The organism is Pseudomonas sp. TE6283, from assembly GCF_054060555.1.
Genome location: NZ_JBSSDH010000009.1, coordinates 35,192 through 61,402 on the forward strand (window position 1 = coordinate 35,192; position 26,211 = coordinate 61,402).

Annotated in this window: 20 protein-coding genes; 5 read left to right on the plus strand and 15 right to left on the minus strand. The window is 66.9% G+C overall.

Annotation, left to right across the window (positions count from 1 at the left end; all coding sequences use genetic code 11):
* Window positions 1-46: 46 nt before the first annotated feature.
* Window positions 47-1,723, minus strand: a complete 1,677-nt coding sequence (locus ACVWZ5_RS14230; RefSeq protein WP_062575491.1) for a DUF4153 domain-containing protein — start codon at window positions 1,721-1,723, stop codon at window positions 47-49.
* Between the two features lie 317 nt (window positions 1,724-2,040).
* On the opposite strand from ACVWZ5_RS14230, the gene ilvD reads away from it, so the two are divergent.
* Entirely contained in the window at window positions 2,041-3,882 is a 1,842-nt protein-coding gene (gene ilvD / locus ACVWZ5_RS14235) for a dihydroxy-acid dehydratase (RefSeq protein ID WP_457340693.1), read from the plus strand.
* A gap of 76 nt (window positions 3,883-3,958) precedes the next feature.
* On the opposite strand, the gene ACVWZ5_RS14240 is transcribed toward ilvD, so the two are convergent.
* The gene (locus ACVWZ5_RS14240) at window positions 3,959-5,014 is read right to left on the minus strand and encodes an HAD family hydrolase (protein WP_202884228.1); all 1,056 of its coding nucleotides are present in this window, start codon (window positions 5,012-5,014) and stop codon (window positions 3,959-3,961) included.
* A 247-nt stretch (window positions 5,015-5,261) separates the two neighbouring features.
* Here ACVWZ5_RS14240 and ACVWZ5_RS14245 point away from each other — a divergent pair, with 247 nt between their 5' ends.
* The gene (locus ACVWZ5_RS14245) at window positions 5,262-6,653 is read left to right on the plus strand and encodes an L-cystine transporter (RefSeq protein WP_062575493.1); all 1,392 of its coding nucleotides are present in this window, start codon (window positions 5,262-5,264) and stop codon (window positions 6,651-6,653) included.
* A 34-nt stretch (window positions 6,654-6,687) separates the two neighbouring features.
* On the opposite strand, the gene ACVWZ5_RS14250 is transcribed toward ACVWZ5_RS14245, so the two are convergent.
* On the minus strand, window positions 6,688-7,206 hold the full coding sequence (locus ACVWZ5_RS14250) for a dihydrofolate reductase (RefSeq protein WP_062575494.1): 519 nt from the start codon (window positions 7,204-7,206) through the stop codon (window positions 6,688-6,690).
* Window positions 7,207-7,260: 54 nt separating this feature from the next.
* On the opposite strand from ACVWZ5_RS14250, the gene ACVWZ5_RS14255 reads away from it, so the two are divergent.
* The 3 genes from ACVWZ5_RS14255 (at window position 7,261) to ACVWZ5_RS14265 (ending at window position 10,524) form a co-directional block, all read left to right on the plus strand.
* On the plus strand, window positions 7,261-8,652 hold the full coding sequence (locus ACVWZ5_RS14255; RefSeq protein WP_096049156.1) for a DUF2868 domain-containing protein: 1,392 nt from the start codon (window positions 7,261-7,263) through the stop codon (window positions 8,650-8,652).
* Entirely contained in the window at window positions 8,645-10,009 is a 1,365-nt protein-coding gene (locus tag ACVWZ5_RS14260; protein WP_084942080.1) for a GTPase/DUF3482 domain-containing protein, read from the plus strand. The genes ACVWZ5_RS14255 and ACVWZ5_RS14260 overlap by 8 nt, the downstream gene beginning before the upstream one ends.
* Window positions 10,010-10,101: 92 nt before the next feature.
* Window positions 10,102-10,524: a hypothetical protein gene (locus ACVWZ5_RS14265; protein WP_062575497.1), complete on the plus strand. Its 423-nt coding sequence runs from the start codon at window positions 10,102-10,104 to the stop codon at window positions 10,522-10,524.
* A gap of 142 nt (window positions 10,525-10,666) precedes the next feature.
* On the opposite strand, the gene ACVWZ5_RS14270 is transcribed toward ACVWZ5_RS14265, so the two are convergent.
* The 12 genes from ACVWZ5_RS14270 to ACVWZ5_RS14325 all read right to left on the minus strand — a co-directional run bounded on the left by ACVWZ5_RS14270 (window position 10,667) and on the right by ACVWZ5_RS14325 (window position 26,211).
* Window positions 10,667-10,954, minus strand: coding sequence for a hypothetical protein (locus ACVWZ5_RS14270; protein ID WP_155721694.1), 288 nt, complete (start codon window positions 10,952-10,954; stop codon window positions 10,667-10,669).
* A 4-nt stretch (window positions 10,955-10,958) separates the two neighbouring features.
* Window positions 10,959-11,375: a hypothetical protein gene (locus ACVWZ5_RS14275; protein WP_051555623.1), complete on the minus strand. Its 417-nt coding sequence runs from the start codon at window positions 11,373-11,375 to the stop codon at window positions 10,959-10,961.
* Complete coding sequence (locus ACVWZ5_RS14280; RefSeq protein ID WP_051555624.1) at window positions 11,375-12,277, minus strand: NAD synthetase; 903 nt, start codon at window positions 12,275-12,277, stop codon at window positions 11,375-11,377. The genes ACVWZ5_RS14275 and ACVWZ5_RS14280 overlap by 1 nt, the downstream gene beginning before the upstream one ends.
* A gap of 74 nt (window positions 12,278-12,351) precedes the next feature.
* The gene (tagQ, locus tag ACVWZ5_RS14285) at window positions 12,352-13,278 is read right to left on the minus strand and encodes a type VI secretion system-associated lipoprotein TagQ (protein WP_062575498.1); all 927 of its coding nucleotides are present in this window, start codon (window positions 13,276-13,278) and stop codon (window positions 12,352-12,354) included.
* A gap of 78 nt (window positions 13,279-13,356) precedes the next feature.
* Window positions 13,357-15,123, minus strand: coding sequence for a formylglycine-generating enzyme family protein (locus ACVWZ5_RS14290; protein WP_081100357.1), 1,767 nt, complete (start codon window positions 15,121-15,123; stop codon window positions 13,357-13,359).
* Window positions 15,116-16,318, minus strand: coding sequence for an FtsX-like permease family protein (locus tag ACVWZ5_RS14295; protein ID WP_062575499.1), 1,203 nt, complete (start codon window positions 16,316-16,318; stop codon window positions 15,116-15,118). Before ACVWZ5_RS14295 ends, ACVWZ5_RS14290 begins: the two co-directional genes overlap by 8 nt.
* A complete protein-coding gene (locus ACVWZ5_RS14300; RefSeq protein ID WP_062575500.1) occupies window positions 16,318-17,022 on the minus strand; it encodes an ABC transporter ATP-binding protein in 705 nt (234 codons plus the stop codon). Before ACVWZ5_RS14300 ends, ACVWZ5_RS14295 begins: the two co-directional genes overlap by 1 nt.
* Window positions 17,022-20,021 (minus strand): protein kinase domain-containing protein, encoded by a 3,000-nt coding sequence (locus ACVWZ5_RS14305; protein ID WP_457340694.1) that lies wholly within the window; start codon window positions 20,019-20,021, stop codon window positions 17,022-17,024. Before ACVWZ5_RS14305 ends, ACVWZ5_RS14300 begins: the two co-directional genes overlap by 1 nt.
* A gap of 7 nt (window positions 20,022-20,028) precedes the next feature.
* Window positions 20,029-20,748: a PP2C family protein-serine/threonine phosphatase gene (locus tag ACVWZ5_RS14310; RefSeq protein WP_028689164.1), complete on the minus strand. Its 720-nt coding sequence runs from the start codon at window positions 20,746-20,748 to the stop codon at window positions 20,029-20,031.
* Window positions 20,745-21,401 carry a type VI secretion system-associated protein TagF gene (tagF, locus tag ACVWZ5_RS14315; protein WP_062575502.1) on the minus strand — a complete coding sequence of 219 codons (657 nt, stop codon included), beginning with the start codon at window positions 21,399-21,401 and terminating at the stop codon, window positions 20,745-20,747. The genes ACVWZ5_RS14310 and tagF overlap by 4 nt, the downstream gene beginning before the upstream one ends.
* Complete coding sequence (gene tssM / locus ACVWZ5_RS14320; protein ID WP_280088543.1) at window positions 21,398-24,904, minus strand: type VI secretion system membrane subunit TssM; 3,507 nt, start codon at window positions 24,902-24,904, stop codon at window positions 21,398-21,400. The genes tagF and tssM overlap by 4 nt, the downstream gene beginning before the upstream one ends.
* Window positions 24,901-26,211: a DotU family type VI secretion system protein gene (locus ACVWZ5_RS14325; protein ID WP_062575504.1), complete on the minus strand. Its 1,311-nt coding sequence runs from the start codon at window positions 26,209-26,211 to the stop codon at window positions 24,901-24,903. The genes tssM and ACVWZ5_RS14325 overlap by 4 nt, the downstream gene beginning before the upstream one ends.

A 26,211-nucleotide genomic window follows, 5' to 3' on the forward strand; every position in this document is an offset into this window, starting at 1 on the left:
TGCGGCCCCGGCTCCCTCAGACGCTCACGCCCATGCGCGCCAACCGCTACCGCCTGAAGTCCGGCACCAGTTCCTGGCCATCGATGCTGAGCGTCTTGTAACGCGGCGCCACCAGTTTCACCGCGCCCTCGCGAATGCCTTTGGCCAGGCCCTCGAGGTTTTCCATCCTGCCGCTCAGGCTGCCGACTTCACGCCACTCGCGCTCCTCCCAGGTGAACACGAACACACTCGATGCGTAGGTGTGCCGGGGGATCATCAACACTTCATTGTGCCCATCACCATCCAGATCGACCGCCCACAAGTAGCATCCCTTGCCACCGCACTGGCTTTGAGCAAGCGTCGAATCGGCCAGTGACTCGCTGGTGGACTGCACCGGCCCCAGCCACTCGAACGTCGGACCCTGCGTTTCGACCACTTCCGGCCGACGCACCTGCGCCATCATCCCCAGCAATTGCTCGCGGCGGCCCGCATCGAACAGCTCATCCGTTTCCAGCCGCTTCTCCAGTTGCTCGAAGGCGGCACGCCCAGGCTGACCGAGGTCGCGGTACAAGGTCCCGGCATCGAACTCGGTAATCGGCGTGCGCCCACCGAGCAGGCGCCCGACCTGACTCTTCGCACTCATCACCTGCGGGTCGAGCAACGGTGTATAGAACAGCACTATCAGCACCGCGCTGAGCAGAGCGATCCACGGATTGCTCACGCGCAGACTGTTCAGCCAGCCCTGGCGCGAAGCCACCACCGCCCAGACCGCCGCCAAGCCATGTACCAGCATCACGCCCACCAGCAACACCGCCATGATCCGTGAGGGTGTCAAACCGTACTGATCGATGCGTAGCCAACTTGCGTAGGCCGCCAGGCCCACCAGCACCGGCAGGCACACCAGGCTGGCCTCCACCAGGCGCTTGAGCGGCGCAGGGTAGACGCTGGGTTGTCGGCCGTCCTGGAACACCCCGTTGACCAGGAACAGGTTGATGCCTGCCAGCACCAGCAGGAGGCTGGTCGAGTAACCGGTGTCCCACACAGGCTGCAGGCCGGATAGCGGCAACGTCAGGGTGAACAGCACGGCGATCAGCGCGCTGAGCGGCAACAGGAAGCGGCACAGCGTCAACAGGATGCCGCGCAGCAGGCCGATGATCTTTTCGTTCTCCCGCCCCATGCGCATCCCCAGGGAGAACACCACCGGCAGTACCAGCCAGAGAAACACCGCAGACTCCACCACATCCGTGACCTGCGGTATGCCAAGCATGCCGAACAGCAACGCGCACAACCACAGCAACTGCCAGAACAGGCCAGTCAGCATTTGCGCCAGGAACAGGATGAACACGTTGTTCCAGGCATGCCGGAACAGGTCCTCATAGCGCGGCGCCACCCCTTCGCGGGTCGGCCAGGCAAGAATGAACGCGGTGCCTATGTAGCCCAGCACGACGGCGGCCAGGAACCAGGTCTGCTGCAGCCAGCCCATACGCTCGCTACCCAGGACCCCGGCACTGATCCCGCTGATCAGCAGGGTCAGGCCCAACACCAGCCAGCCGGTGCCACGCTGGCGCACCGCGCTGCCGAGCAGTTGCAGGTTCACGCCGGCCACGACCACCGCGGCGCACAGGGCTACCGACAGGTTGAAGCCAAGCAGCTCGCCTTGCCCCTTCACGGTGGTGAGCAGCACCAGGCCCTGGATCAGGCCGATGAAGACGTAGAACAATAAGGAGCGACTTGGCGCTGGCATTGCAAATCCTTTTGGCCAGTGGAACAGGAAGCGCGCAAGTCTACCCAAACCCGCCCGGACCACGCCAAGGCCTTTACCTTGCGGGCTGGGGACAGCCAATTATCACAACGCCATTCCCTAGCGGGCGTGGCGGTGTAGAATCGAGCCATTCATCGCCAGACATCCCCGGCGGGTTTATGAGCTCTGGTCGAGCCTGCGGCGATCCCGCGAGGTCTTCGGCCCCCATCCTTGCCAGCGGCAACCGGCCTTCGGCGTTTCAGGACAAGAGAAGCTCACTCCCTATTTACGTGACGTGATTTAGCCGCCAGGAGCGCTCCATGCCTGATTATCGTTCCAAGACTTCCACCCAAGGCCGCAACATGGCCGGTGCCCGTGCCCTGTGGCGCGCCACCGGGATGAAGGACGAAGACTTCAAGAAACCGATCATCGCCATCGCCAACTCGTTCACCCAGTTCGTCCCGGGTCATGTGCACCTGAAGGACTTGGGCCAACTGGTCGCCCGCGAGATCGAACGCGCCGGTGGCGTGGCGAAAGAGTTCAACACCATCGCCGTGGACGACGGCATCGCCATGGGCCATGACGGCATGCTCTACTCGCTGCCCAGCCGCGAGATCATCGCCGACGCGGTCGAGTACATGGTCAACGCCCACTGCGCCGACGCCATCGTCTGCATCTCCAACTGCGACAAGATCACCCCCGGCATGCTGATGGCCGCCCTGCGCCTGAACATCCCGGTGATCTTCGTCTCCGGCGGCCCGATGGAAGCCGGCAAGACCAAGCTGGCCAGCCACGGCCTGGACCTGGTCGACGCCATGGTGATCGCCGCCGACTCCACCGCCAGCGACGAGAAAGTCGCCGAGTACGAGCGTAGCGCCTGCCCGACCTGCGGTTCGTGCTCCGGCATGTTCACCGCCAACTCGATGAACTGCCTGACCGAGGCCCTGGGTCTGGCCTTGCCGGGCAACGGTTCGACCCTGGCCACCCACTCGGACCGCGAGCAGCTGTTCCTCACCGCCGGGCGCACCATCGTCGAGCTGTGCAAACGCTACTACGGCGAGAACGATGCGTCGGTACTGCCACGCAGCATCGCCAACTTCAAGGCGTTCGAAAACGCCATGATGCTCGACATCGCCATGGGCGGCTCGACCAACACCATCCTGCACCTGCTGGCCGCAGCGCAGGAGGCCGAGGTGGACTTCGACCTGCGCGACATCGATCGCCTGTCGCGCAAGGTACCGCAGCTGTGCAAGGTGGCGCCGAACATCCAGAAGTACCACATGGAAGACGTGCACCGCGCCGGCGGCATTTTCAGCATCCTCGGCTCGCTGGCCCGTGGCGGCCTGCTGCACACCGACCTGCCGACCGTGCACAGCCCAAGCATGGAAGAGGCCATCGCCAAGTGGGACATTACCCAGACCGATGACGAAACCGTGCACACCTTCTTCAAGGCAGGCCCGGCCGGCATCCCGACGCAAACCGCGTTCAGCCAGTCGACCCGCTGGGAAACCCTGGACGACGACCGCGAAAACGGCTGCATCCGCAGCATCGAGCACGCCTACTCGCAAGAGGGCGGCCTGGCCGTGCTGTATGGCAACATCGCCCTGGACGGCTGTGTGGTGAAGACCGCCGGTGTCGATGAGTCGATCCACGTGTTCGAAGGCACCGCGAAGATCTTCGAGAGCCAGGACAGCGCGGTACGCGGCATCCTCGCCGACGAAGTGAAGGCTGGCGACATCGTCATCATCCGCTACGAAGGCCCGAAAGGCGGCCCGGGCATGCAGGAGATGCTCTACCCGACCTCGTACCTGAAGTCCAAGGGCCTGGGTAAGGCGTGCGCGCTGCTCACCGATGGCCGCTTCTCCGGCGGGACCTCGGGCCTGTCCATCGGCCACGCCTCGCCGGAAGCCGCCGCAGGCGGCGCCATCGGCCTGGTGCGCGATGGCGACAAGGTGCTGATCGACATCCCGAACCGTTCGATCAACCTGCTGGTCAGCGATGAAGAGCTGGCCGAGCGTCGTGTCGAGCAGGACAAGAAAGGCTGGAAGCCGGCCGAAGTGCGCCCACGCAAGGTGACCACCGCACTGAAGGCCTACGCCCTGCTGGCGACCAGCGCCGACAAGGGCGCTGTGCGCAACAAGGCGATGCTCGACGGGCTGTGAGGCTCTGAAGGTAAAAGAACCGGCGCCCTGAGCGCCGGTTTTTTATTCCGCCGAGCCCCGGCGGGAGCAGCGTCGGCTACTGGATCTGCTCCGGCGTCACGATCACCCAGTTCTTGTCCGCCGTCACCGGCAGCCCTTCCCTGGCCTGGGCCGCCGCGTTCTTGGCGATCATGCCGTTCAACTGATCCATGTACTTGGCCTTGCGGTTTATCCACAGGTGGATGCCGCCCTTGCTCACATCCACACCGTGGAACTGCATGTAGCCATCGCTGGTTGGGGTGTCGCCGCCCACCAGCACCGGTTTCTTCCACTCATCGATGTAGGTGAGGATTGCCGCCTGCTTGCCGGCCATCCAGGTGGCCGGGGTCCACAGGTAAGGCGTCAGCTCCAGGCCTTCATTGGCCTTGGGATCGTAGTGCCCGGCGGTAATCTGCTTGCGCGCCGTGGTCAGCTGGCCACTGGCGCGGTCCTTGAGCAGCAGACTCACGCCGATCACGTTCTGCGGCTTGACGTTGTAGCCGTACTTGGGATCGGAGGCGACCATGCGCACCAGCTCTTCGGAGGCCGCGGAAATGACATAAACCTCGATGCCGTTCTCCATCAGCTTGTTGTACAGCTCGGCCTGGCCGGTGAATACCTTGGGCGGCTGCACCTCGATGGTCTTGACCTGATCCCCCTCGAAATAGGTACTGGGGATCGGCTTGCCCGAGGCCATCAGCTCATCGACCTGCCGCTTCAGCTCCTTGAGGGTGAAGCCCGAGAACACCTGGGCTACCCAGGGGTAGCAGACCATGTCGTCGAGCTCGCATAGGCGGTAGTAGTAGCTGAACAGGCTCTCCTTGTGCTCGGCGGTGTCCTTGAACGGGATCAGCTTGAGCGAGGGGTCGAGCTTGTCGCGGGTCAGCAGGCCCTTGTTTTCCATGAACGGCAACAGCGCTTCCTCGAGGTCGAAGCGGTAGCTGGTGTTGTCCATGTCGAACACCGCGTAGTTACCCTTGTTGGCGTTGGCGGCAATCATCGCGTCGAGCTTCTGCGCGGCCTCGGCCGGCCAGTGCTTGAGCTCGGTGGCCGCCCAGCTGCTGGCGCTCAGCAACAGGGCCAGGCTGCCGGCAAGGATTCTCGGAGCAGACATCATGTGCGGTTCTCCCAAAGACGTGGCCGCTCAACCCTAGTCCCGAACTGTGACAAACAGGCACGCGTGAGCGACCCCGAGACAACTGCAAACGTCATGTTCATCGCCAAAAGCGACCAGCCGTTATTCCATAAGCGACTATGCAAATTACCTTTAGGTATAAATTCGTTTGTTTTCAGGCTGTTAGCATTTCCGTTCGTAATCGCTCACAGAGGCGATGCCTCTTCCGCCTTTTCCTGGAGCTTCAATGAACCTGCCGCTGTCTCTTAACCTGCTGGCGTTCCTGGCCCTGCTGCTGGGCCTGGCGCAAACCCGCCGCACCGACTGGAGCCTGGCCAAGAAAGTGCTGTTGGGCCTGGTGCTGGGCGTGGTGTTCGGCCTGGTCCTGCACACGATCTACGGCGCCGGCCACCCGGTGCTCAAGGCCACCCTCGGTTGGCTCGACCTGGTCGGCAACGGCTATGTCGGCTTGCTGCAAATGATCGTCATGCCGCTGATCTTCGCCTCCATCCTCAGCGCCGTGGCGCGCCTGCACAACGCCTCGAGCCTGGGCCGGATCAGCGTGCTGAGCATCGGCACCCTGCTGCTGACCACCGCCATCGCGGCGCTGATCGGCATTGCCCTGACCAACCTGTTCGGCCTGACCGCCGAGGGGCTGGTGGCCGGCGCCCAGGAAAGCGCCCGCCTGCAGGCCATCCACAACGACTACGCGGGCAAGGTCGCCGACCTCAACATCCCGCAACTGCTGCTGTCGTTCATCCCGACAAACCCGGTGGGCGACCTGGCCCGGGCCAAGCCAACCTCGATCATCAGCGTGGTGATCTTCGCCGTGTTCCTGGGCCTGGCCGCGCTGCAGCTGATCAAGGACGACAAGGACAAGGGCGAGCGCGCCCTGTCTGCCATCGACGTGCTGCAGGCCTGGGTGATGCGCCTGGTACGCCTGGTGATGAAACTCACCCCCTATGGCGTGCTGGCCTTGATGACCAAGGTGGTGGCCAGCTCCAACCTCGAGGACATCCTCAAGCTGGGCAGCTTCGTGGTGGTGTCATACCTCGGCCTGGGCCTGATGTTCGTGGTCCACGGGGTGATCCTGGCGCTGACCGGCGTCAGTCCGCTGCGCTTCCTGCGCAAGGTGTGGCCGGTGCTGACCTTCGCCTTCACCAGCCGCTCCAGCGCCGCCAGCATTCCGCTGAACATCGAGGCGCAGACGCAGCGCCTGGGCGTGCCACAGTCGATCGCCAGTTTCAGCGCCTCGTTCGGCGCGACCATCGGCCAAAACGGCTGCGCTGGGCTCTACCCTGCCATGCTCGCAGTGATGGTGGCTCCAGCGGTGGGCATCGACACCTTTGACCCGCTATGGATCGCCACCCTGGTGGCCATCGTCACCCTGAGCTCGGCCGGCGTGGCCGGCGTGGGTGGCGGCGCAACCTTCGCCGCGCTGATCGTGCTGCCGGCCATGGGCTTGCCGGTGGAACTGGTAGCCTTGCTGATCTCGGTGGAGCCGCTGATCGACATGGGGCGTACGGCGTTGAACGTGAATGGTTCGATGACCGCAGGGGTGGTTACCAGCCAGTTGCTCAAGCAGACTGATCAGCAGGTGCTGAGCGGGGATGAGCATGCTGAGTTGAGTCATTCCTGATAGATCGCTGGGGCTGCTGCGCAGCCCCAGGTATTCAGACCTTGTCCCAGACTTCGAAGTGATAAACCGGCCCGTGTCCTTCGGCAGGTTGCGGCTCACTCGCGCTCAGTTGCCACTGTCCGCGATCGAACTCTGGGAACCAGGCATCACCCTCGGGCGACAGCTCCACTCGGGTCAGGTACATCCGGCTCACCAGCCCTTTGTCCAGCGCCTGCCCATACAGCTGCGCGCCACCGATCAGCATCAGCTCGCCGACGCCCTGCTCCCGCGCCCACTGCTCGGCACGCAGCAGGGCCTCTTCCAGCGAAGCGAACACCTCGGCCCCGGCCAGTTGCAGGCCCGGCTGACGGCTGACGACGATATTCAACCGCCCCGGCAGTGGCCGCCCCAGTGAATCCCAGGTCTTGCGCCCCATGATGATCGGCTTGCCCAGGGTGGTGGCCTTGAAGTACTTGAAATCCCCCGGCAGGTGCCAGGGCATGGAGTTGTCGATGCCGATCACACGGTTCTCGGCGAGCGCCGCGATCAGGCTGAGGGGGAGTGATGTGTTCATGCCGGCGAGGATAGCACCGGGCACGTGGGTTATGCTTGCGCACTGACCTGTGCAATGGAAGAGCTTGTGACGGCACCGACTCCACTCGACAAGCGCTGGCTAACCGAAGCGATACGCCTGCGCGAGGAACATGCCGGTCCCCTGGAGGACCAGGAAGCCAACCGTCGCGCCCGCCAGCAAGGCGGCGACCTGGCTACGCGCATCGAGGCCCGCGCCTTGTGGCTGGCCGGGCGCGACGGCATGGACACGGCACTGCGCCACTGGAAGCAGGGCGCGCGCCTGGCGCTGCTGGCGCTGATGCTCCTGGCCGTGTTCAGCGGCGCCGGCCTGGGGCTGGCGGCCCTGGGCGACGGCCAGCGGCCAGTGAACGTGTTCTGGGCCCTGGGCAGCCTGCTCGGGCTCAACCTTCTGCTACTGCTCGGCTGGGCCGTGGGCTTCTTTTTTGCCGGCGAGCAGGGCGCGACGCTGGGCCGCCTCTGGCTGTGGCTGAGCGAGCGCCTGGCCCGCGACGCCAAGGCCGCGCAGTTGGCCCCGGCGTTGCTGGTGCTGCTGCAGCGCCAGCGCCTGAACCGCTGGTTGCTCGGCCTGCTGGTGCATGGCCTGTGGCTGCTGGCGATGCTCGCCGCGCTGGGCATGCTCCTGGCCCTGCTGGCGACCCGGCGCTACGGGTTCGTCTGGGAAACCACGCTGCTCGCCGCGCAACCTTTCATCACCCTGACCCAGGCCCTTGGCGCCCTGCCCTCGCTGCTCGGCTTCGCCGTGCCGGACGAAACCATGATCCGCGCCAGCGGCGCCACCCTGCCCGCGCTCGACCTGGCGCGCCAGGCCTGGGCCAGTTGGCTGCTCGGCGTGGTGCTGGTCTACGGCCTGCTGCCGCGCCTGGCGCTGGCCGCATTGTGCCTGTGGCGCTGGCGCCAGGGTCGCGAGCGCCTGACGCTGGACCTCGACCTGCCCGGCTACGCCCAGCTGCGCGAAGCGCTGATGCCGCGCAGCGAACGCATTGACGTGCAGGACCCTGCCCCCGACACCCTGCCGCGCTTCGAAGCCGGCCAGCTGGAGAGCGGCAGCAGCGGCGCCTTGCTGGTCGGCCTGGAGCTGGACGACCAGCGCCCATGGCCTCCCGCCCTGCCCCGGTCGGTCACCCACGCCGGCGTGCTCGACAGCCGCGAATCGCGCAACAAGCTGCTCGAGCAACTGAGCCGCTTCCCTCCGGCGCGCCTGGCCATCGCCTGCGACCCGCGCCGCTCGCCGGATCGCGGCAGCCTGGCGTTGCTCGCCGAGCTGGCGCGCAATGCCGGCGCCACCCGGATCTGGCTGCTGCAGGCACAACCGGGCCAGGCCCTGGACGCGGCACGCCTGGGCGACTGGCACGAAGCCCTCGACCGTCTGGGCCTGGCCCACGCCGACACCTCGCCCGTGACCTGGCTGGAGCATGGCCATGACTGAGCCGCTGAAACTGGCCGTGGTCGGCCACACCAACGTCGGCAAGACCTCGCTGCTGCGCACCCTGACCCGCGACGTCGGCTTCGGCGAGGTCTCGCACCGCCCCAGCACCACCCGCCATGTGGAAGGTGCACGCCTGTCGGTGGACGGCGAGCCGTTGCTGGAGCTGTACGACACCCCAGGCCTGGAAGACGCCATCGCCCTGCTCGACTACCTGGAGCGCCTCGAGCGTCCGGGCGAGCGCCTGGACGGCCCCGCCCGCCTGGAGCGTTTCCTCCAGGGCAGCGAGGCGCGCCAGCGTTTCGAACAGGAAGCCAAGGTGCTGCGCCAGTTGCTGGCGAGCAACGCCGGCCTCTACGTGATCGACGCCCGCGAACCGGTGCTGGCCAAGTACCGCGACGAACTGGAAGTACTGGCCGGTTGCGGCAAGCCGCTGCTGCCGGTGCTCAACTTCGTCGCCAGCAGCCAGCACCGCGAGCCGGAGTGGCGCGAGGCCCTGGCGCGCCTGGGCCTGCATGCGCTGGTGCGCTTCGACAGCGTGGCCCCGCCCGAGGACGGCGAGCGCCGCCTCTACGAAAGCCTGGCACTGCTGCTGGAAGATGCCCGCCCCGCGCTGCAACGGCTGATCGACGACCAGCAGGCCCAGCGCCAGGCCCGCCGGCACAGCGGCAAACGCCTGGTCGCCGAGCTGCTGCTCGATTGCGCCGCCTGCCGACGCAGCGTCGAGGCGGAGCCTGCCGCCGAGGCACGGGCCATCGAAGCCCTGCGCCAGGATGTGCGCCAGCGCGAACAGCGCTGTGTCGAGGCGCTGCTCAAGCTGTATGCGTTCCGCCGCGAGGATGCCAATGCCGGTGACCTGCCGCTGCTCGACGGCCGCTGGGGCGACGACCTGTTCAACCCGGAAACCCTGAAGTTGCTCGGTGTGCGCCTGGGCAGCGGCGTGGCGGCCGGTGCCGCAGCGGGCGCGGGCGTGGACCTGCTGGTGGGCGGCCTGACCCTGGGCGCCGCCGCGCTCGCCGGCGCCATCGCCGGCGGCGCCTTGCAGACCGCGCGCAACTACGGTTCGCGCCTGATGGGCAAGCTCAAGGGCCAGCGCGAATTGACGGTGGATGACGCCGTGCTGCGCCTGCTGGCGTTGCGTCAGCAGCAGTTGGTCACGGCCCTGGAAGGGCGAGGGCACGCAGCGCAGGACAGCATTCGCCTGACGCCCGCGGACGACAAAGGCTGGCGCGAGGGCAAGCTGCCCGAGGCACTGCGCAAGGCGCGAGCACATCCGCAGTGGTCGACGCTCAATCCCGGGGCGCGGGTCAACCAGGCTGAACGGCAAGAACAGTTGAAGGCTCTGGTCCAGCAGTTGTAGCCCTACCTATCATTTTTACCAGTGGTGCCGGTGCCACTGCCGGTTTAGCGTTCCTATGGCGGTTCTTCATATCCTCAAAGGAGTAACACGACATGGGACTCAAACTGGAATCAACCAACAAAGAACTGAATGACGCAATCGAGGAAATTGCACAAGACTCCTCTGTTTCTCTCGCTGAGTTTCGCAGCATCCGCGATAAAGCGGACAAGATAGTAGACACCTTGAAAGCAGAATCACCTGAACTTGCCGTACCGTTGACCGATTTTCAGTCAGCAGCCGACACGCTGAGCGACACCCTTCAAAAACTCGCCATTGCCATTCGCAAGTCCAAACCTGACGCGCAGTCCTTCGACAATATCAAGATCGCAATCGAGCACCAGCTGACGTATGCCCTGCTGTCGTATGCATCCTCCGTCGAGCGCTACACCATTTTGACAACGGGCTTGAATGTGATGGCCAACAAGGCCGACTCTTTGAAAAAAGCCAATGATGAGAAGCTTAAACAACAAGATTAACTCGACTGCCTGAGGCTCTTGTTGCCCAGGAGGGGTATCCGGAGTCAGCGGCGCGCCAGGCGCTCCTTACGTCGCTTCTCCCGATACTCTGCCAGGCAAGTGCGCGTTTCCCGGTACCTGCGACTATTGAGCAATAGCAAGGTTACCAGCGCAGTGACCAGGCTACTGGCGTAGATGAACAGGTTGGGGCGATATCCATAGGTCGCAAGCGCCATGCATCCCAGGCCCGCCCGCGAACCACGGCGCCGTGTCCCAGCATGAAAACTGCCAATATCGCCAGCAGACTCCAGGGAAGTAACCCGTCCTTTGAGCAGCTTCGGCAATAAGTGCTCCACACCAATGCAAAGGTCCAGGACACGGCAATGATCGACGAGAAGTAGGCGCCGATGAATACACCGAAGTAACGCTTCAGAAAAGGCTTGAGCGTCATTGCGCTAACGCCGCACCTTGCGCAGTTCCACCAACCGCCGGCGCATTTCCCGATGCCGCTGGCTGTTGAAAACCAGCAGCGCGAGCAATGGCAGCGCCAGCAAGATTGCCAGCAACACAGCATTCACACCGCTACCGAGCAAGCTCAACGCCATCAGCAAGGCCACTGTGGGTACAGGGAGCACCACCCATGCTGCCCATGTGAAGCCGCGGACCATCGCGAAATGCCCGGAACACAGCAGCAAGACCAGCACAGCGCTGGACATCATGGTGAACAAGGGGTTATCCGGGTGATTGCGCCAGTGACTGTCGATCCACAGCGTTGCTGACAACGCCGCCGACAGGAGGCAAATGAAAAACCCCAGCAAGAACGTCGGGAAGTAACGGCGCATGAAAGTCTGGAATTGCGCAGGCTTCATCATCACTCGATCTCTTCGTATAGCCCTACGGCGATGCTCTGCACCGTTGCACTCCCGGCCAACCCGAAGGTGGCGCCGAGCGAGTCGCGCATCAGGGTCTGCGTGGCGTGGCTGATCTCGGTCGGGGTGTAGCGCTTGGTCATGGTCCCTGCCGCCTGCTGCAACTTGATCTGCTTGGCGGTCAGGCTCGGGTGCTTGATCGACAGCAACTCGTCGGTCAGCGCCTTGCGCTGCTGGCGGCTGAGGCTCTTGGACAACTCCAGCCAGCTCCGCCCCGTGGCGGCCTTGTGTACTTGCAGGTACTTCAACGTACTCAGGCCCGACGCGCCGACCCCCAGCAACGAGACGCCATCGAGCACCATCGAGGCGGCCTGGTACCACTGGTTCTCATCGAGGGCATCGTTGGCCGCTGGGTTGGTCACTTCACGCACCGTGCGCATTACACCAATGCCGCACTGGATGCTGCTGGCGGTGGCGGCGGCGCCACCGATATAGGTCAGTACCAGGCTGGTACCGCCGGAAAAAGGTGCGGCAATGGTGCCACTGAACACCACGAACCAGCCGATCACAGCGCCCGCGCAGGAAAGGGTCGTGTTGACCGCCTCCTTGACCACCCGCGACTCGCGCGGATTGTGCTGCAGCTGCTGGGTGTACTGGTCAGGTGTCTGGTACTTCTTGATCTCGCGCAGGATCACGCGCTTGGGGCGGATGCTGCAGATCGGCTGAAACTCACGCAGGGTGACAATGTTGTATTCGGCGTCGATGTACACCACACCGGCACCGACGATACGCGGGTCGGCGTCGATGGCGGCGAACATCTGCGGCAGGTTGATCCGCGCCTGGATGCGCTGGCGTGCCAGGAACTGGGAGTTGTTGGCCAGGGAGTTGACCAGAAGATCTGTCACGGGGTGGTTTCCTTACACAGATAGCAGCACACCTGTGGGAACAGGTTCACCCGATCCCACAGGCGCTCAAGGCATCACACGTTCGGGCACGGCACCGGCGCCCAGTCACCCATGTCCGGGTTGCGGCACATGGCGTTGACCTGGTCGGTACCCGCCTTGGCCACCTGCTGGGCCTCGGCTTTCTTGCCGTTGGCGTTCTGCAGGGTCTTCTCGGTGGCCACCGCTTCCTGTGGCACCTTGGTGTTGGTCTTGGCCGGCTGGACCTTCTTCACGTCCTTCTTCTTGCCGGTGGTCGCCACTTTCGGCGGCTGGGCCACGGCGACCACGTCGGTGCGCGCGACGCCGACCTGCTTGAGGTCCTGCTCGTAGGCCTGGGTGTAGTTGTTCAGGTTCTCACCCAGGCGGCCGTTGACGGTGGTCAGCAGGTTGTTCGACTCCTGCAGGCCGGCAACGATCTCGGCCAGGCGCTTGCGACCCTCGGTGTCGTTGATGCGGCCGGCCTTGCGGTTCTGGATCAGGCTGGCGAACTCACGCTGGTAGCAGGACTGCGACGACTTGGCGTAGGCGGTGGTGCGGTCCAGGTCGGCGGCGCTCTTGTCGATATCGGTGGCGTACGAGGCGATACGCTGCTTGTCGTCGCTGATCTGCTTCTGACGCTCGGTGTAGTAACCGGCCGCGCCGCCGACCAGGGCGCCACCGGCGGCACCGATGGCGGCATTGCGGCCACGGTTTTCCTTGTCGACCAGGGCGCCGGTCAGGGCGCCGCCGACCGCGCCGAGCAGCGCGCCGGTGGCGACCGAGCGGGTCATGTCACCGTCGGTGGAGCGCAGGTGCTGCACCGGCTCGTAGCAGTTGGGGTAGTACTCGACCTTGGTCGTGGCGCCGACCTTGGACACGGGCGAGCTGGCGCAACCGCTCAACAGCACGGTGCTGAAACCGGCTGCCAGCAGCAGCGCGGTACGGGCCTGGGATGCAGTGATCAGGGGTTTGCGGGTGAACATGGTCTGGTTTCTCTTCTTGGGTTTCTCGGTATCCGGAGGCTTCGTGCCACCCGGGAGTCCTTTCTGTCGAAGCTGTCCTTAGGGTCGCGGGGCGGCCGATGCCAGCAGCTCCTTGAGGATCGTCGCCGGATCGGCCCGCCGGCTCTGGCGGTACTCCCCGACGTGGCGGACGAACAGGGTGGCGCGGGTCACCAGGCTGTTGCCCAGGACCGGCTTGCGATTGAGTTCTTCCTTGACCCGCTGGAACTGCGCCTGGATCACCGCGTCGGTGTAGCGCGTGCCACTGGCCAGGTTGTCGATGTAGATCGCCACGGCGCCGTCGAGGGCGGCGCGGCCATTGGCGATGGCGGCGCCGTACATGCGCGCGCTGGTCTGGTCGCCCGAGGCCTCGGCCTTGGCCTGGGTGGCCTGCAGGTTGGTCAGGCGGATGTTGTAGTTGTTGACGGTCTCGGCCACCAGGGCGGCGGACTGGATCAGGTTGCCGGCGGCCTCTTCACGCTGGCGGGCGATCAGCGAGACGTTGCGCTTGAGCTCTTCGTTGACCAGGCCGAGCTCGGCCTGCTGGCGCGGGTCGGTGGCGGCGGCGATGATGCTGTCCAGGCGCTTGGTCGGGTCCTGGGCGGCGTCGATGTCGTCGGTCAGGCCGGCCAGACGGCCTTCCTTCTGCCACTGCTCGAACAGTTCCTGGTAGCGTGAGCGCGGGGCCGACAGGGCCCCGATGGCTACGCGAAAGCCGGTGGTCTCGTTGCGCTGCTCGGTGCCGTCGGCGCCGAACAGCGGATACTCGCGGCGCATCCCGGTGAACAGTGTGCCCTCGCCCTCGAGGTAGTTGCCGCCCTTGACCACGAAGCCACCGTAGGCGCCCTGCAGGCGCCCGGCGTTGACCAGTTGGAACGACTCCTGGACCATCTCGGCAGCGTTGCCGATCACGTCGAACAAGCCCAGCGGGTTGGGCTGCTTGGTACCGATCGGCATCAGCCGCGCCGCCTGCCCGGTGCCGCCGGCGACCTGGTTGAACACCGCGAAGTCGGCCAGCGGCCCGTCACTGTCGGCGCCTTCGACCTTGCGCGGGAACAACCGCCCTTCCAGCTCCTGGCGGCTGACCGCCGAACCGCCACGGGCGGCGAACTCCCACTCGACTTCGGTGGGCAGGCGCACGAAACCGGTGCCACCGTCCTCGGCCTTGCTGCCACGGCCACTGACCGGCAGCAGGTCGCGATGGTGCTTCATCAGCCAGGCGCTGTAGACGGCGGCGAAACGTTCGGCCTCGAAGCGCGACAGCTTGACCTTGGGCAGTCGCCCTGCCGCGTCGTTGTTCGCCTCGCAGGCCGGCGCCGCGTCGCCGCCGGCCAGCGACGGCGCCTGGGCCATCACCTGGGCGTATTGGCGGGCGGTCACTTCGTACTTGCCGATGAAGTACATCATCGGCGTGAGCGGGCTGCCTTTCTCGACCTTTGGCAGGCTCGGGGCGACCGCCTTCTGCCACTGCGGCGCCAGGTCCTGCAGGCTGAACTGACCGTTGATGAAGTCGCGCCGGTAACCGGAAATGAACGACTGCTTGTAGCCGGCCTCGCCTTCGCTGAACGGGTAGCCGAGGTTGACCTCGCGGTCGTCGAGGCTGCCCTGGGCCAGCACATAGACGCTGCGCAGCACCAGCTCGCCGCCACAGGGCAGCGGCAGGCTGACATCGCCCGGCAACGGCTTGGGGTTGTCGAACTTGCTGTCGGCCGCGGCCTGGGACTGCACGGCCGGCTGGGCCTTGTCGTCGCCATCGGCCGGGGAGCAGGCCCCCAGGCTCAGCGCGGTGAGGATCAGGGCGGCAGCCCCGAGACGGCGATCAGACATCACGTATTCCTTGGCAAGCCTCGATGCGCGCTACCCGCCAGCCGCCCAGGGCGGCGGCGGCAGTGCTGGCCAGCAGCACGGCACACAACGCAACGAGGTAGTGCATGGGCAGCAGGTGGCTGGCGAACTCGCCGGGCACCTGCATGAAAAGCCGGTTCAGGCCGTGTTCGGCCAGCAGGTACAACAGTCCCGCCACGGCGGCGGCCAAAAGGCCGCTGTAGAGCGCCTGGAGCACCACGAACAACAGCAGCGCGGCGGTGCCGAAGCCCAGCAGGCGCAGCACCGCCAGCTCGCGCTGCTTGCGCTCCACCGCCGCCACCGCGCCCGCGGCGATGGCCGCCACGGCGCCGGCCACGGCCAGGCTGGCGATGATCCAGAACACCAGGTCGAGGTTGCGGCTGAGCGATTGCACCTGGGCGATCTGTGCGGCCTGGGTCGAGACCAGCAGCTTGCGCTCGGCGAAGAACTGGCGCAGCGGCTCGACATCGGCCAGCTCGCGGGCATACAGGCGAAACGCCGGGTATACCCGCTGCGCCAGAGGGCCTTGCGCCTCGCCTTGCCACTCCAGTGCCGGCACCGCGCGGCCATCGCGGTAGTCCTCGACGGCTTCGAGCAACTGCAACGATGCGAAAAGACCATCGCGCTCGAACGCGGCCAGGGGCAACACGCTGATGACCTGCAGGCGCGTCTGCCGCCATTGCATCTGCCCGGCCTGCTGGCGGCTGAAGCTGGCCTGCAGCTCGTCCCCGGCCCTGGCACCGAGCTTTTCCGCGGCGGTAAAGCTCAGCACCACCTGTTGCAGCCCCGATGGGGGAGCGACCTGGGCCAGCAAGGGATCGCCCTCGGCGGTAGGCAGCATCTCAACCGTCAGGCCACGCCCGTGGGCGGGCAACAGCAGTTCGGCGGTGGCGGCGATCTGTCGGGTGCGCGGGATGGCGAAGGCCACTCCCGGACGCTGTGCCAGTTCGTCGAGGAACTCGGCGCGAAAGCGCCCGCCGCCCAGGGGAATGATCTCGCGCACGCCCGGGTCGCGCTGCAGGCGCTCGGTCAGGCTGCCGACCAGGCCGAACTTAAGGCCGAACAGCACCAGCAGCGGCGCGATGACCGCCACCAGCGCCAACACGCCACACGCCGATAGCCGCGCATCGTTGCGGTAGTCCTGCCAGGCCAGCCCGGCGATCAGCAGCGGGCGCATCAGGCGGCCCGCTCCAGCGTTGCCGTGACGCCGCCGTCGGCCTCGCGCCGGCAAGCCATGCGCAGCACCGTCAGTCCGGCCTGGCGGGCCAGGGCCTCGTCGTGAGTGGCGACCACGCAGGTCACCTGGCGCGCCTCGGCCTCGCGCAGCAACAACTGCATCACCCGCTCGGCGTTGACCGGGTCCAGCGCGGCGGTCGGTTCATCGGCCAGCAGCAGCGTCGGGGCATGGGCCAGGGCGCGGGCGCAGCTGACCCGCTGACGCTGGCCGAGGGACAGGGCGGCAGGTTTCTTGCCCAACTGGTCGTGCACATCCAGCGCTTCGGCCAGGCGCTCGACGCTGCCGTCATCGCCGAGCCCCAGCAACTGTCGTGGCAGGCGGATGTTGTCGCGCACATCGAGAAAACCCAGCAGCCCTCCCGCCTGCAGCACGTAGCCAAGGTGACGGCTGCGCCAGCTGGCCAGGCGATCAAGCTGACGGCCGCGCCATAGCCCGGCGACATCCTCGCCACCGAGGACGAAAGCCTCTGCTGCATCCGGCGCCAGCACCAGCGCCAGCAGGTCGAGCAGGGTGCTCTTGCCGCAGCCGCTGGGGCCGACCAGCGCCACCCGCTCGCCGACGGCCAGGTGCAGCCGGTCGACTTGCAGGCTGTAGCGCTGGGCATCCTGTCCGCGCGTCTTGCGCACCCCGTCCAGGCGGATCATCACGGCAGCGTCGACAGCGGGACACGGTACAGGGCGTCACCCGGCTCGGCGTTGCCGAAGCGCACCCAGTTGGCCATGTCGTTGTGGAAGGTCTCGTACAGGCGGATCTTCGAGTCCAGCTCGTCGATGAAGTCCTCCTGCTCGGCCACCGACAGCGACAGCCACAGGTCCTGGGTCATGCTCAGGGACTTGCTGCGGTACGGCAGGCCATCGAGGTATTCGCCGAGCACCCCGCCCTGGGCCAGGTTGGCGCCCTTGCGCAGGGCGCCAGGGTCGCGGCTCATGTAGGCGCTGGCGCTGGCGATCTCGTTGAAGAAGTCGCCCGGCGAGCTGCGGGTCTTGCGCGCGGCATCGACGATCAGCTTGAGCGACTGCTGCAGGTCGTTGAGCTGCAGCTTGGTCAGCATCACGCACACCTGCAGGGTGGGCAGCGTCGGGTTGGTCAGGTCGCGGTCGGCGGTCCAGGCACTGACCAGCTGCGGCGCCTGGCTCGCGCCCTGGCGGCCGAGGAAGTCCATGTGCATGGCATAGCCGATGGCCTGGGACTTGGCCGCCAGCCCCGAGGCCGAGGTCAGCAGCGGCACCGGTTGAGGTTGCTGGTTACGGACCTGGTGCACCAGCTCGGCGAAGGTCGAGCCGATCTCGCGCACCCGCTCGCCGAACACGCCGACCTCGCCCCCCGGCACGCCGACGTAGAGGTCGCCAATCTGCGGGTTGCTGTCGGCGGTGAGCACGCGGTACTGGCTTTCGGCCGCGCCGTGGTTCTTCACCCCGGCCGGGGTGCGCAGGTGCAGGGCGTAGATCTTGATCTGCTTGCTCAGCGCAGCCTGGCGCACCTCGGCCTCGTTCATCTGGGTGCTGCTGAACGGGTCGTTCTTGCGCAGTGCGCCGGCATCGCTGACCAGCAGGATGAGGCGCCCGCCGTAGCCGGACCAGTCCATGCCCTCGACGGCCTGCATCACCCCGGCGAAGGCATCTTCGTTGAACGAATGGCTGGAAACGCTGGTGGCCTTGACCTGCGAGGCGGCCTTGAGAAAGCGCGCCGGATCCCGGCCCTCTTCCAGGCTGACCAGCGTCTTGCTCAGGTACTCGAGGCCCGGGGTGCGCTTGACGTTGTTGCGAAAGCCCACCAGGCCGAAGCTGACGCTGTCCAGCTCGCCCCGGGCCGCCAGTTGCTGCTGCAGCTCGCTGACCACCTGGCGTACGCGGTCGATATAGGGCTGCATGGACACCGAGGTGTCCACCACCAGGACGATGCCGGTACGGAAGCTGTTGTCACCGACCGCCGCCACGCCGGCCGCCTTGGGCGCGCTGTCGCGGGCACTGGCGCCGGGGTCGATGGAGGCGATGTTGAGCAGTTGCACCGGCTGGCCGCTGGCGTCGAAGCTTTCGCGGTAGTCGAAGATCGGCATCAGGTAGAACTGGTTCTGCGGCACGGCGCTGGCCGCCGGCTCCAGCGCCATCACCTGCGGCACCTGGTCGGGGTGGTTCTGCGCCTTGAGCAGGCTGTCGCGGGCCTGGGCGGTGTCGTCGAGCAGGTGCTGCACATCGTCCACCTGGCGCATGAACATCACCGGTGAACGGCCCGAGCGCTCGGTGAACTTGAGCACCAGGCTCTGTTTCCAGTCGCTGGTCTGCGCGGCCGGCAGCCAGCCATCGCGCTGGCCGTCGCTGGCGGCGCCGACCTGGATCCAGGCCTGGCCGCCGACATCCTTGCGCTGGTAGACGTAGAGCACGGAGAAGGCCGGCAGTTTCTCACCCGAGGTATCGCCGGGCTGGGCCACCAGCTGGGCGTCGGGCTTGGTCAGCACACGCTGGAACAAGGTCTTCTTGCCGGGCATCAGCAGTGGGCGGCCATCGTCCGAGGCGGCAACAGACGTGATCTTGGGTTCGGCGGGGGCCACGCTGTCGGCGGGCGTCTGCGCCACCGGTGTTTCTGGCGCGGGCGCGTCACTGCCGCCGAGCAGCCAGAAGAACCCGCCACCCAATCCCAGCGCCGCCGCGATCGCCACCGCCAGCACGGCCTTGGCCGGTTTGTTCGATCCGGACTTCACGGCGGGAGCAGGCTTGGGCTCGGGCCGCCGGACAGGCTCGGCCACGGGAAGGGCCTGCGGAATGTCGATGGACACCGGTTGCGGGGTGGTGGCCGGCGGCGAGATCGGCAGCGGGCGCACCAATGTGCTGTCGTTGTCCTCGACCGGCGCCTGGACCGTCAGGCGATCCAGCGCGGCCAGCAGCGCCGCCGCGTCGGCGAAGCGCTCGTTGGGGTCCTTGGCCAGCAGGCCACGCAGGATGTCCTGGTAGCGGCCGTGCTCGATGGGCAGTTCCGGCAGCGGCTCGGTCAGGTGCGCCAGCGCCGTGGACAGCGCGTCGGTGCCACTGTACGGCAGCTTGCCGACCAGAATTTCGTACAGCACCACGCCCAGCGCATACAGGTCGGCGCGGCCGTCGATCTCCATGCCGCGCGCCTGCTCCGGGCTCATGTAGCTCGGCGTGCCGACGGCGAAGCCAGCCTGGGTGAACTGGGTACGGTCATCCAACGACTTGGCGATGCCGAAGTCCGACAGCACCGCGGTACCATCGGCGCGGAACAGGATGTTGGCCGGCTTGACGTCGCGGTGCACCAGGCCCTGGGCATGGGCATAACCCAGCGCCTGGGCGATCTGGCGCACGTAGGCGAGACCCTGCTCGGGCGTCAGGCCGTCGGCGATGCGCTCCTTGAGCGTGCCGTCGGGCAGGTACTCCATGGCCATGTAGTACAGCTCGCCGACATTGCCGATGTCGTGGATGGTGGCGATGTTCGGGTGCGCCAGCCGCGCCAGGGTGCGTCCTTCGCGCAGGAAGCGCTCGCAGAAGGTCGGGTCGGCGGCCAGGCTCGCCGCCATGATCTTCAGCGCCACCTTGCGCTCCAGGGAACGCTGGGTGGCGAGGTACACGCTGGCCATGGCGCCTTGGCCAAGCTCGCGCTCGATATCGAATCCGGGGATCTGCATGTCCATGATGTCTTCAGTTCACCTTGACGACCACTGCGGTGATGTTGTCCGGCGCGCCCCGGGTCAGCCCCAGGTGCACCAGGCTGCGGACCACCTCGTAGGGGTCGGCGTGGCCGAGCACTTCGGCGATCTCGTGGTCCTCGGCGGTCTTGTTCAGGCCATCGCTGCACAGCAGGTAGGTGTCGCCAGGCCGTACCTGCAGGGCCACGGCCTGCAGGTCGAGGTCATCCTCGACGCCGATGGCGCGGGTGACGATGTTGCCGCGCGGATGCACCCGAGCCTCGGCCTCGCTGAGCAGGCCGCTGTCCTGCAGCTCCTGGACGTAGCTGTGGTCATGGCTGAGGCGCTCGATGCGGCCATCGCGCAGGCGGTACAGACGACTGTCGCCAGCCCACAGGCCGATGGCCTGGTCGCCACGCGCCGCCAGCACCACCACGGTGCTGCCCATCATCGCCACGCCACGGCGCACGGTTTCCTCGCGCACCATGCCGTTGACCCAGGCCAGGCCGTCGCGCACCTCGCCGCTGAAGTCGTCGAGCGAGTCGAGCCTCGGCAGGCTGCGCAGGCTGTCCATGGCCAGGCTGCTGACATAGTCGCCCGCCGCATGGCCGCCCATGCCGTCGGCCACTGCCCACAGGCCTGCCCAGGTCAACTCCAGGCAGGCATCCTCGTTGATCTTGCGCACCATGCCGACATGGCTGTAGCTGGCCGCGGTGTACTGCAGGTCGGTCATTCGCTGCGCGCCTCGCTACCCAAGAGAAACCCGGCGAAGTCCTCGCTGCGGGGCAGGCCCGCGCAGCGCATCAACCCCGGGGCGATACGTTCGGAGCCCCTGCCCCACCACAGGCTCATGCCCTCGCAGGCGCATTCGGCCAATGCCAGCGCACGCCCCTGCGGCGTGGTCGCATCCAAGCGCTGCAACCCACCGACAGTCACTTGAGGTCCCTGTAGGAGCGGACTCGCGCCGCGAAAAGGCTGCAAAACAGCCTCGAACTCTTCAAAGGCAGCACTCGGCTCAAGCGTCGCCAGCAATGCCTCCTCGACCGCCTCGAACCACTCCTCGGCCCCGGCAACCACAGGCGCCAACGGCTGCCCCCGCTCCAGCACCTGGGCCACGGTCAGCGGAAAATACCGCCCGACCCGGTCGATGCTCGGCATCAGCACGCCGATGACCGCCTCGGGCCCGCACAATCCCGGCGCCAGGGCGAAACGCCACAACGGGCTGACCAGGTAGGCCTCGAGCCAACGCTCGCCCAGCGCCTGCTGGCTGGCCTGCATCCCCGCCGCCAGCCACTGGTCCCAGGGCTGGATGAAGCTGTGTGGCAAACCGCGGCTGACGAAGTCGCCGCGGCTGGCCAGTTTTCCGTAGAAACCCACGTCGTTCACAGGTGCTCCGGCAGGCTGAAACCGCTGAGCACTCGGCTGCGGAACGGGTTGAAGGCGCTGCTGGCACGCAGCTCGTAGGACACGCTGGCACCATCGACGCGCAGGCGCAGGTTGAAGCGTTCCGGCGAGCTGCCGGCCACCAGGTCGGACTGGTCGAGCAGGCGGAACCAGGCCCAGGGGCCTTCCACGGTCAGGCCGGAACGGCCGGTGGCCGACGGCGGCGAGATCGACAGGCGCACCACGCCGATGCTGTTGGGGTTCGGCCACTGCAACGCCACCGGCCGGCTCGGACCGTGGTCGTAGCTGACCTGCTGGCCATCGAGGTCGAGCAGGAACTGGGTGATGGTCGCGTCCATCGCCACCGGCTTGAGTTCGAAGCGCACGCCCGGCTGCACGCCGTTGCTGTTGCGGAAGAACGCATCACGAATGCTCGCCGCGCGCTGGAAGGTGTACAGCACGTTGCTGTTGATCCCCAGCTTCTGCGCCGCGCCCGGCTGCCAGCTCCACGGCGTGCTCGAGGTGTTGACGTAGGGTTGCAGGTACTTGCGGAAGTAGTTGTCCATCACCCCGCCGACACCGAAGAACAGGCCGAAGTCCTCCAGGGTGGCGTCCCGCGTGCTGCCGGCCACCAGCGGGTAACGGCCGCTGAGGGACTGGCGGTAGACGTTCACCACCTCGCTGGTCCAGGCGGCGTTGAGCTGGTTGCGCACGCCGCCCATGACGATGTTGTGGGTCGAGCCGAGCACCGACCCCACCAGGTTCTGCACCACCTTGGGCTGGCGCGCGGCGCCCAGGGCGACACGCTGCGCGGCGGCCTGGGCCTGGTTCTTGGCCTCCCCCAGCAGCGCGTCGCCGCTGGCGCCGACCATGGCGCTGACCTGCACGTACAGGGCATTGAGGTCGGTGAGCAGGCCATCGATGGCCGCAGGTTGTCCTTCGCCGGTTTCCACCAGCGCGGCCAGCTCGGCGAAGTGCGCGGTCACCGGGTCCACCTCACGGGCAGCCGGGTTGTCGCTGGGCAGCGGCGCATCGCCGAGCAGGCCGCCGAGGCGCTGGCGCAACTGGTCGACACCGGCCTGCTCGGCCTTGGCCTGGACCTTGTCGAGGGTGGTCGGCTGCGCCAGGTTGGTCTCCTTGGCGACCGCCTGCAGCAGCTTCTTCATCGGCGAGGTCGGCCCGGACAGTACCCGCAGCACATCGGCGGCCTGGCCGACGCTGGTGATCGGCACGAAGTCCAGGTCCGCCAGTAGCGCATCCCAATGGCGGATGTAATCCTGGTAGTACAGCTGCAGCACATCGTCGGCCAGGCGCTTGGCATCGCCCGACTCGCTGGCCTCGCGGCCCAGCACCCAGCGCTCCTCGGCCAGGGTCTCGCTGTGGGCCAGACTGGCGGCAAGGAACGCCTTGCGGTAGCCCTCGACGGTGAAGATGCCCGGTAGCGGCTCGCTCAACGGCTTGCCGTTCTTGAAGCGGAACACCAGCGCGGCATCGCGGCCGGCAGCGTCGCTGACCCGGAAGTCGCCGACCCCGGTCGGCAGTTTCTGGCGTTTGACCCGGTCGTAGACGCGCTGGGCCACCGGCAGCTGTTGCAGCTGGCGACGGGTGTCGTCGATCAGGCGCTGGTCGAGACGGGCATTGGGCGGTCGCTTGTCGAACAGCGCCGCCAGGTGCTGCTCCAGGGCCTGGCGCAGGTCCGGCGCCAGGTCGCGGGGCAGGCTGCGTTCCCAGTCGAGGGTGACCCAGGCCTTGATGAACTCGGCGTCGTAGTGTTCGCCGTCGGCCAGCATCAGGTAGGCCTTGAGCCCCTCGTAGAGGTAGTCGGACGGGCCGCCGGCGTACAGTTGCTCCTCGATGCGGGTGACCAGGCGCGGGGCGAAGATGGCGATCAGCAGCTTGCGGTAGACGCTGTCCGATTCGCCTTCGAGCATGTCGCCCTGGTACAACCCGAGGCCTTCGGCCCAGCCGGGCGGATCCTCGGCCAGGCGGCGCACGCCGTTGAGCAAGGGCAGCACGTCGACCACGTTGCGCTGGGCCGGGCTCAGTTCCTGCACGCTCTTGCCCAGTGGTTTGAGGCGGCCGTCGACCTCGGCGATGTATTGCTGGTTGGCGCGGTAGCTCAGGGTCCACAAGGTGCCGACCACCAGCACCAGGGCCACGCTCAGGGCCAGGGCACCGCGGGCGATCCACTTGCGCCGCTGCTCGACCTTGGGGTTGCTGCCAACCAGGCCGCGCTCGGCGAAGGCCACGGCGCTGAACAGCTTCTCGATGAAGTAGCTGCGCCCGGTGCCGTTCTGCCGCGCCAGGTGGGCACGGTCCAGGCCCATGCTCTGGGCCATGCTGCCGATCAGACGGTCGATGGGGCTGCCTTCCTGGGTGCCACTGGTGAAGTACACGCCGCGCAACAGGGCGCGTGCTTCGAAGGCGTTGGGCTTGAAGATGCCGTCGAGGAAGGTCTTGAGATTGCCGCGCAAGGCAGCGAACTGCTGGACGAAGCCGTAGACCAGATCGCGCCGCGCCGGGTCGCGTTCCTGTTGCAGGCGCTCCACCAGACGCTCGTTGAGACGCTGCTCGAGCAGGGCGAACTCACTGCCGAACTGGGCCAGCGGGCCATCGCCGTGCTGGCCGTCATCCAGGGGGAAGGTCATGCCCCACACCTGGGCGCGCTCTTCCTTGCTCAGGTTGTCGAAGAACTCCATGAAGCCCGGCACCAGATCGAGCTTGGTCAGCATCAGGTAGATCGGGAAACGCACGCCCAGCTGGCTGTACAACTCCTGGATGCGGGTGCGGATCGCCGCCGCGTGGGCGGCGCGCTCGGCGTCGCTGCCCAGCAGCAGGTCGGACAGGCTGATGGCGATGAAGGCGCCGTCGATGGGCCGGCGCGAACGCTGGCTCTTGAGCAGGTCGAGGAAGCCCAGCCAGGCCGCCTTGTCCACCTGGGCATGGCTGTCCTGGGTGGTGTAGCGGCCGGCGGTGTCCAGCAGCACGGCCTGGTCGGTGAACCACCAGTCGCAGTTGCGCGTACCGCCCACGCCACGGATGGCGCCCTCACCCAACTGCGCCGCCAGCGGGAAATGCAGGCCGGAGTTGACCAGCGCGGTGGTCTTGCCCGAACCGGGTGGGCCGATGATCACGTACCACGGCAGCTCGTACAGGTTGCGTCGCTCGTCACCGCCCAGGCGCGCCTTCTTCAGCAGCACCAGGGCCTCGTCCATGCGCTGGCGCAGGGTCGCCAGCTCTTCGGCGGTGGCAACGCCGGCAGGATCCGGCGCGGTCTCGGCAGCCAGGCTCTGCATCACCTTGGCCGCCTGGCGCCGGGCCTGGACGATGCGCCACACGCGGTAGGCGATCCACACCGCGAACAGCAGGACGATCAGCACCAGGCGCGGCGCGACCGGCACCAGCGCATCAAGCAGCGGACCGAGGAACCAGATGATCAGGCTGAGGGCGAGCAGGCCCAGCACCGGGACCACCCAGCGAATGACAAAACTGAAAAACGCCTTCACTCGACGCCCTCCGCCAGAACGGTGATTTCAACCCGGCGATTCTTCGCCCGGCCCTGCGCGCTGTCGTTCGACGCCAGCGGCTCGGTGTCGCTCAGGCCCTGGGCGCTGAAACGCCCAGGCTGGCCGGTGCGGGCGGCGAGCAGGTTCTTCACCTCCTCGGCACGGGCCTGGGACAACGCCCAGTTGGACGGGAAGCGCAGCGTGGCGATGCGCTGGTTGTCGCTGTGGCCAGTGACTTTGACGTTGCCCTTGACCTTGGCGACGGCGTCGGCAATGCGCAGCATCAGCGGCTCGAAGTCCCCCTTGATGCTGGCGCTGGCCGAGGCGAACAGCTCGTCGCCGCGGATGGTCACCACCGAGCGGTCCACCGCGTCCTCCACGGCGACCCGCCCGGCCTTGATGTCCTCGGCCAGGAAACCGGCCAGGCGCGGTCGCTCGACAGGTTTTGGCTGCACCACCGGACGGTCCATGGCCTGCACCGGGATCTCGCCCAGGGCATGGATGCCACGGAACACTGGCTCGGCGTCGGCGGCCAGTTTCAGGCGCAGGCCGAACAGCACCAGCAACAGCAACGCCAAGGCCAGGGCCAGGCCGACCCAGGGCGGCACGAACTGCGCCAGGCGATCACGGGTCACGGTAACGCCGCGCCAGTGCGGCGACAGCTCGCGCTCGATATCGCCACGGGCGCTGCGGATGGTCGCGGCGGTGCGCTCGCGCAGGGCCTCGAGCTGGGCTCGGCCACCGTTCATCACCCGGTAGCGGCCTTCGAAACCAAGGCTGGTGCACAGGTACAACAGCTCCAGCAGGTGCAGGCGCTCACGCGGACTCTGCAGGCAGTGCTCCATCAGCTGGAACACCTTCTCGCCGCCCCAGGCCTCGTTGTGCACGGTGATCAGCAGGCTCTGCTTGCCCCAGTCGCTGGCGCTGCCCCACGGCGTGCTGAGCACTGCCTCGTCGAGCGCGGTGCACAGGGCGTAGCGCGCCAGCAGCACCTCGTTGCGCGCGACCCCGGCGGCCTCGGCGCGCTCCTCGAACTGGCGCAGGTAGGCCAGCAGCTGCGCTCGCAGGCTGGCCGGTGCCGGGTGGGCGATGGTGTTGCGCAGGCGGGTGAGCAACGCCAGCAGCGGGCCGGCCGCCTGCTCCAGCGGGTTCAGGCCCGCCGCCTGGCCCGGCGCCAGTGGTTCGGCCGGCACGTTCAGTGGCGGCGGTGGCGGCGCCGATGCTGGCGTTGCCGGCTGCGGGCCACGGCCACCGGGGCGCGGCATGAACTGAGTACGGTCATTGGCCAACGGATCGTCCGATTGCAT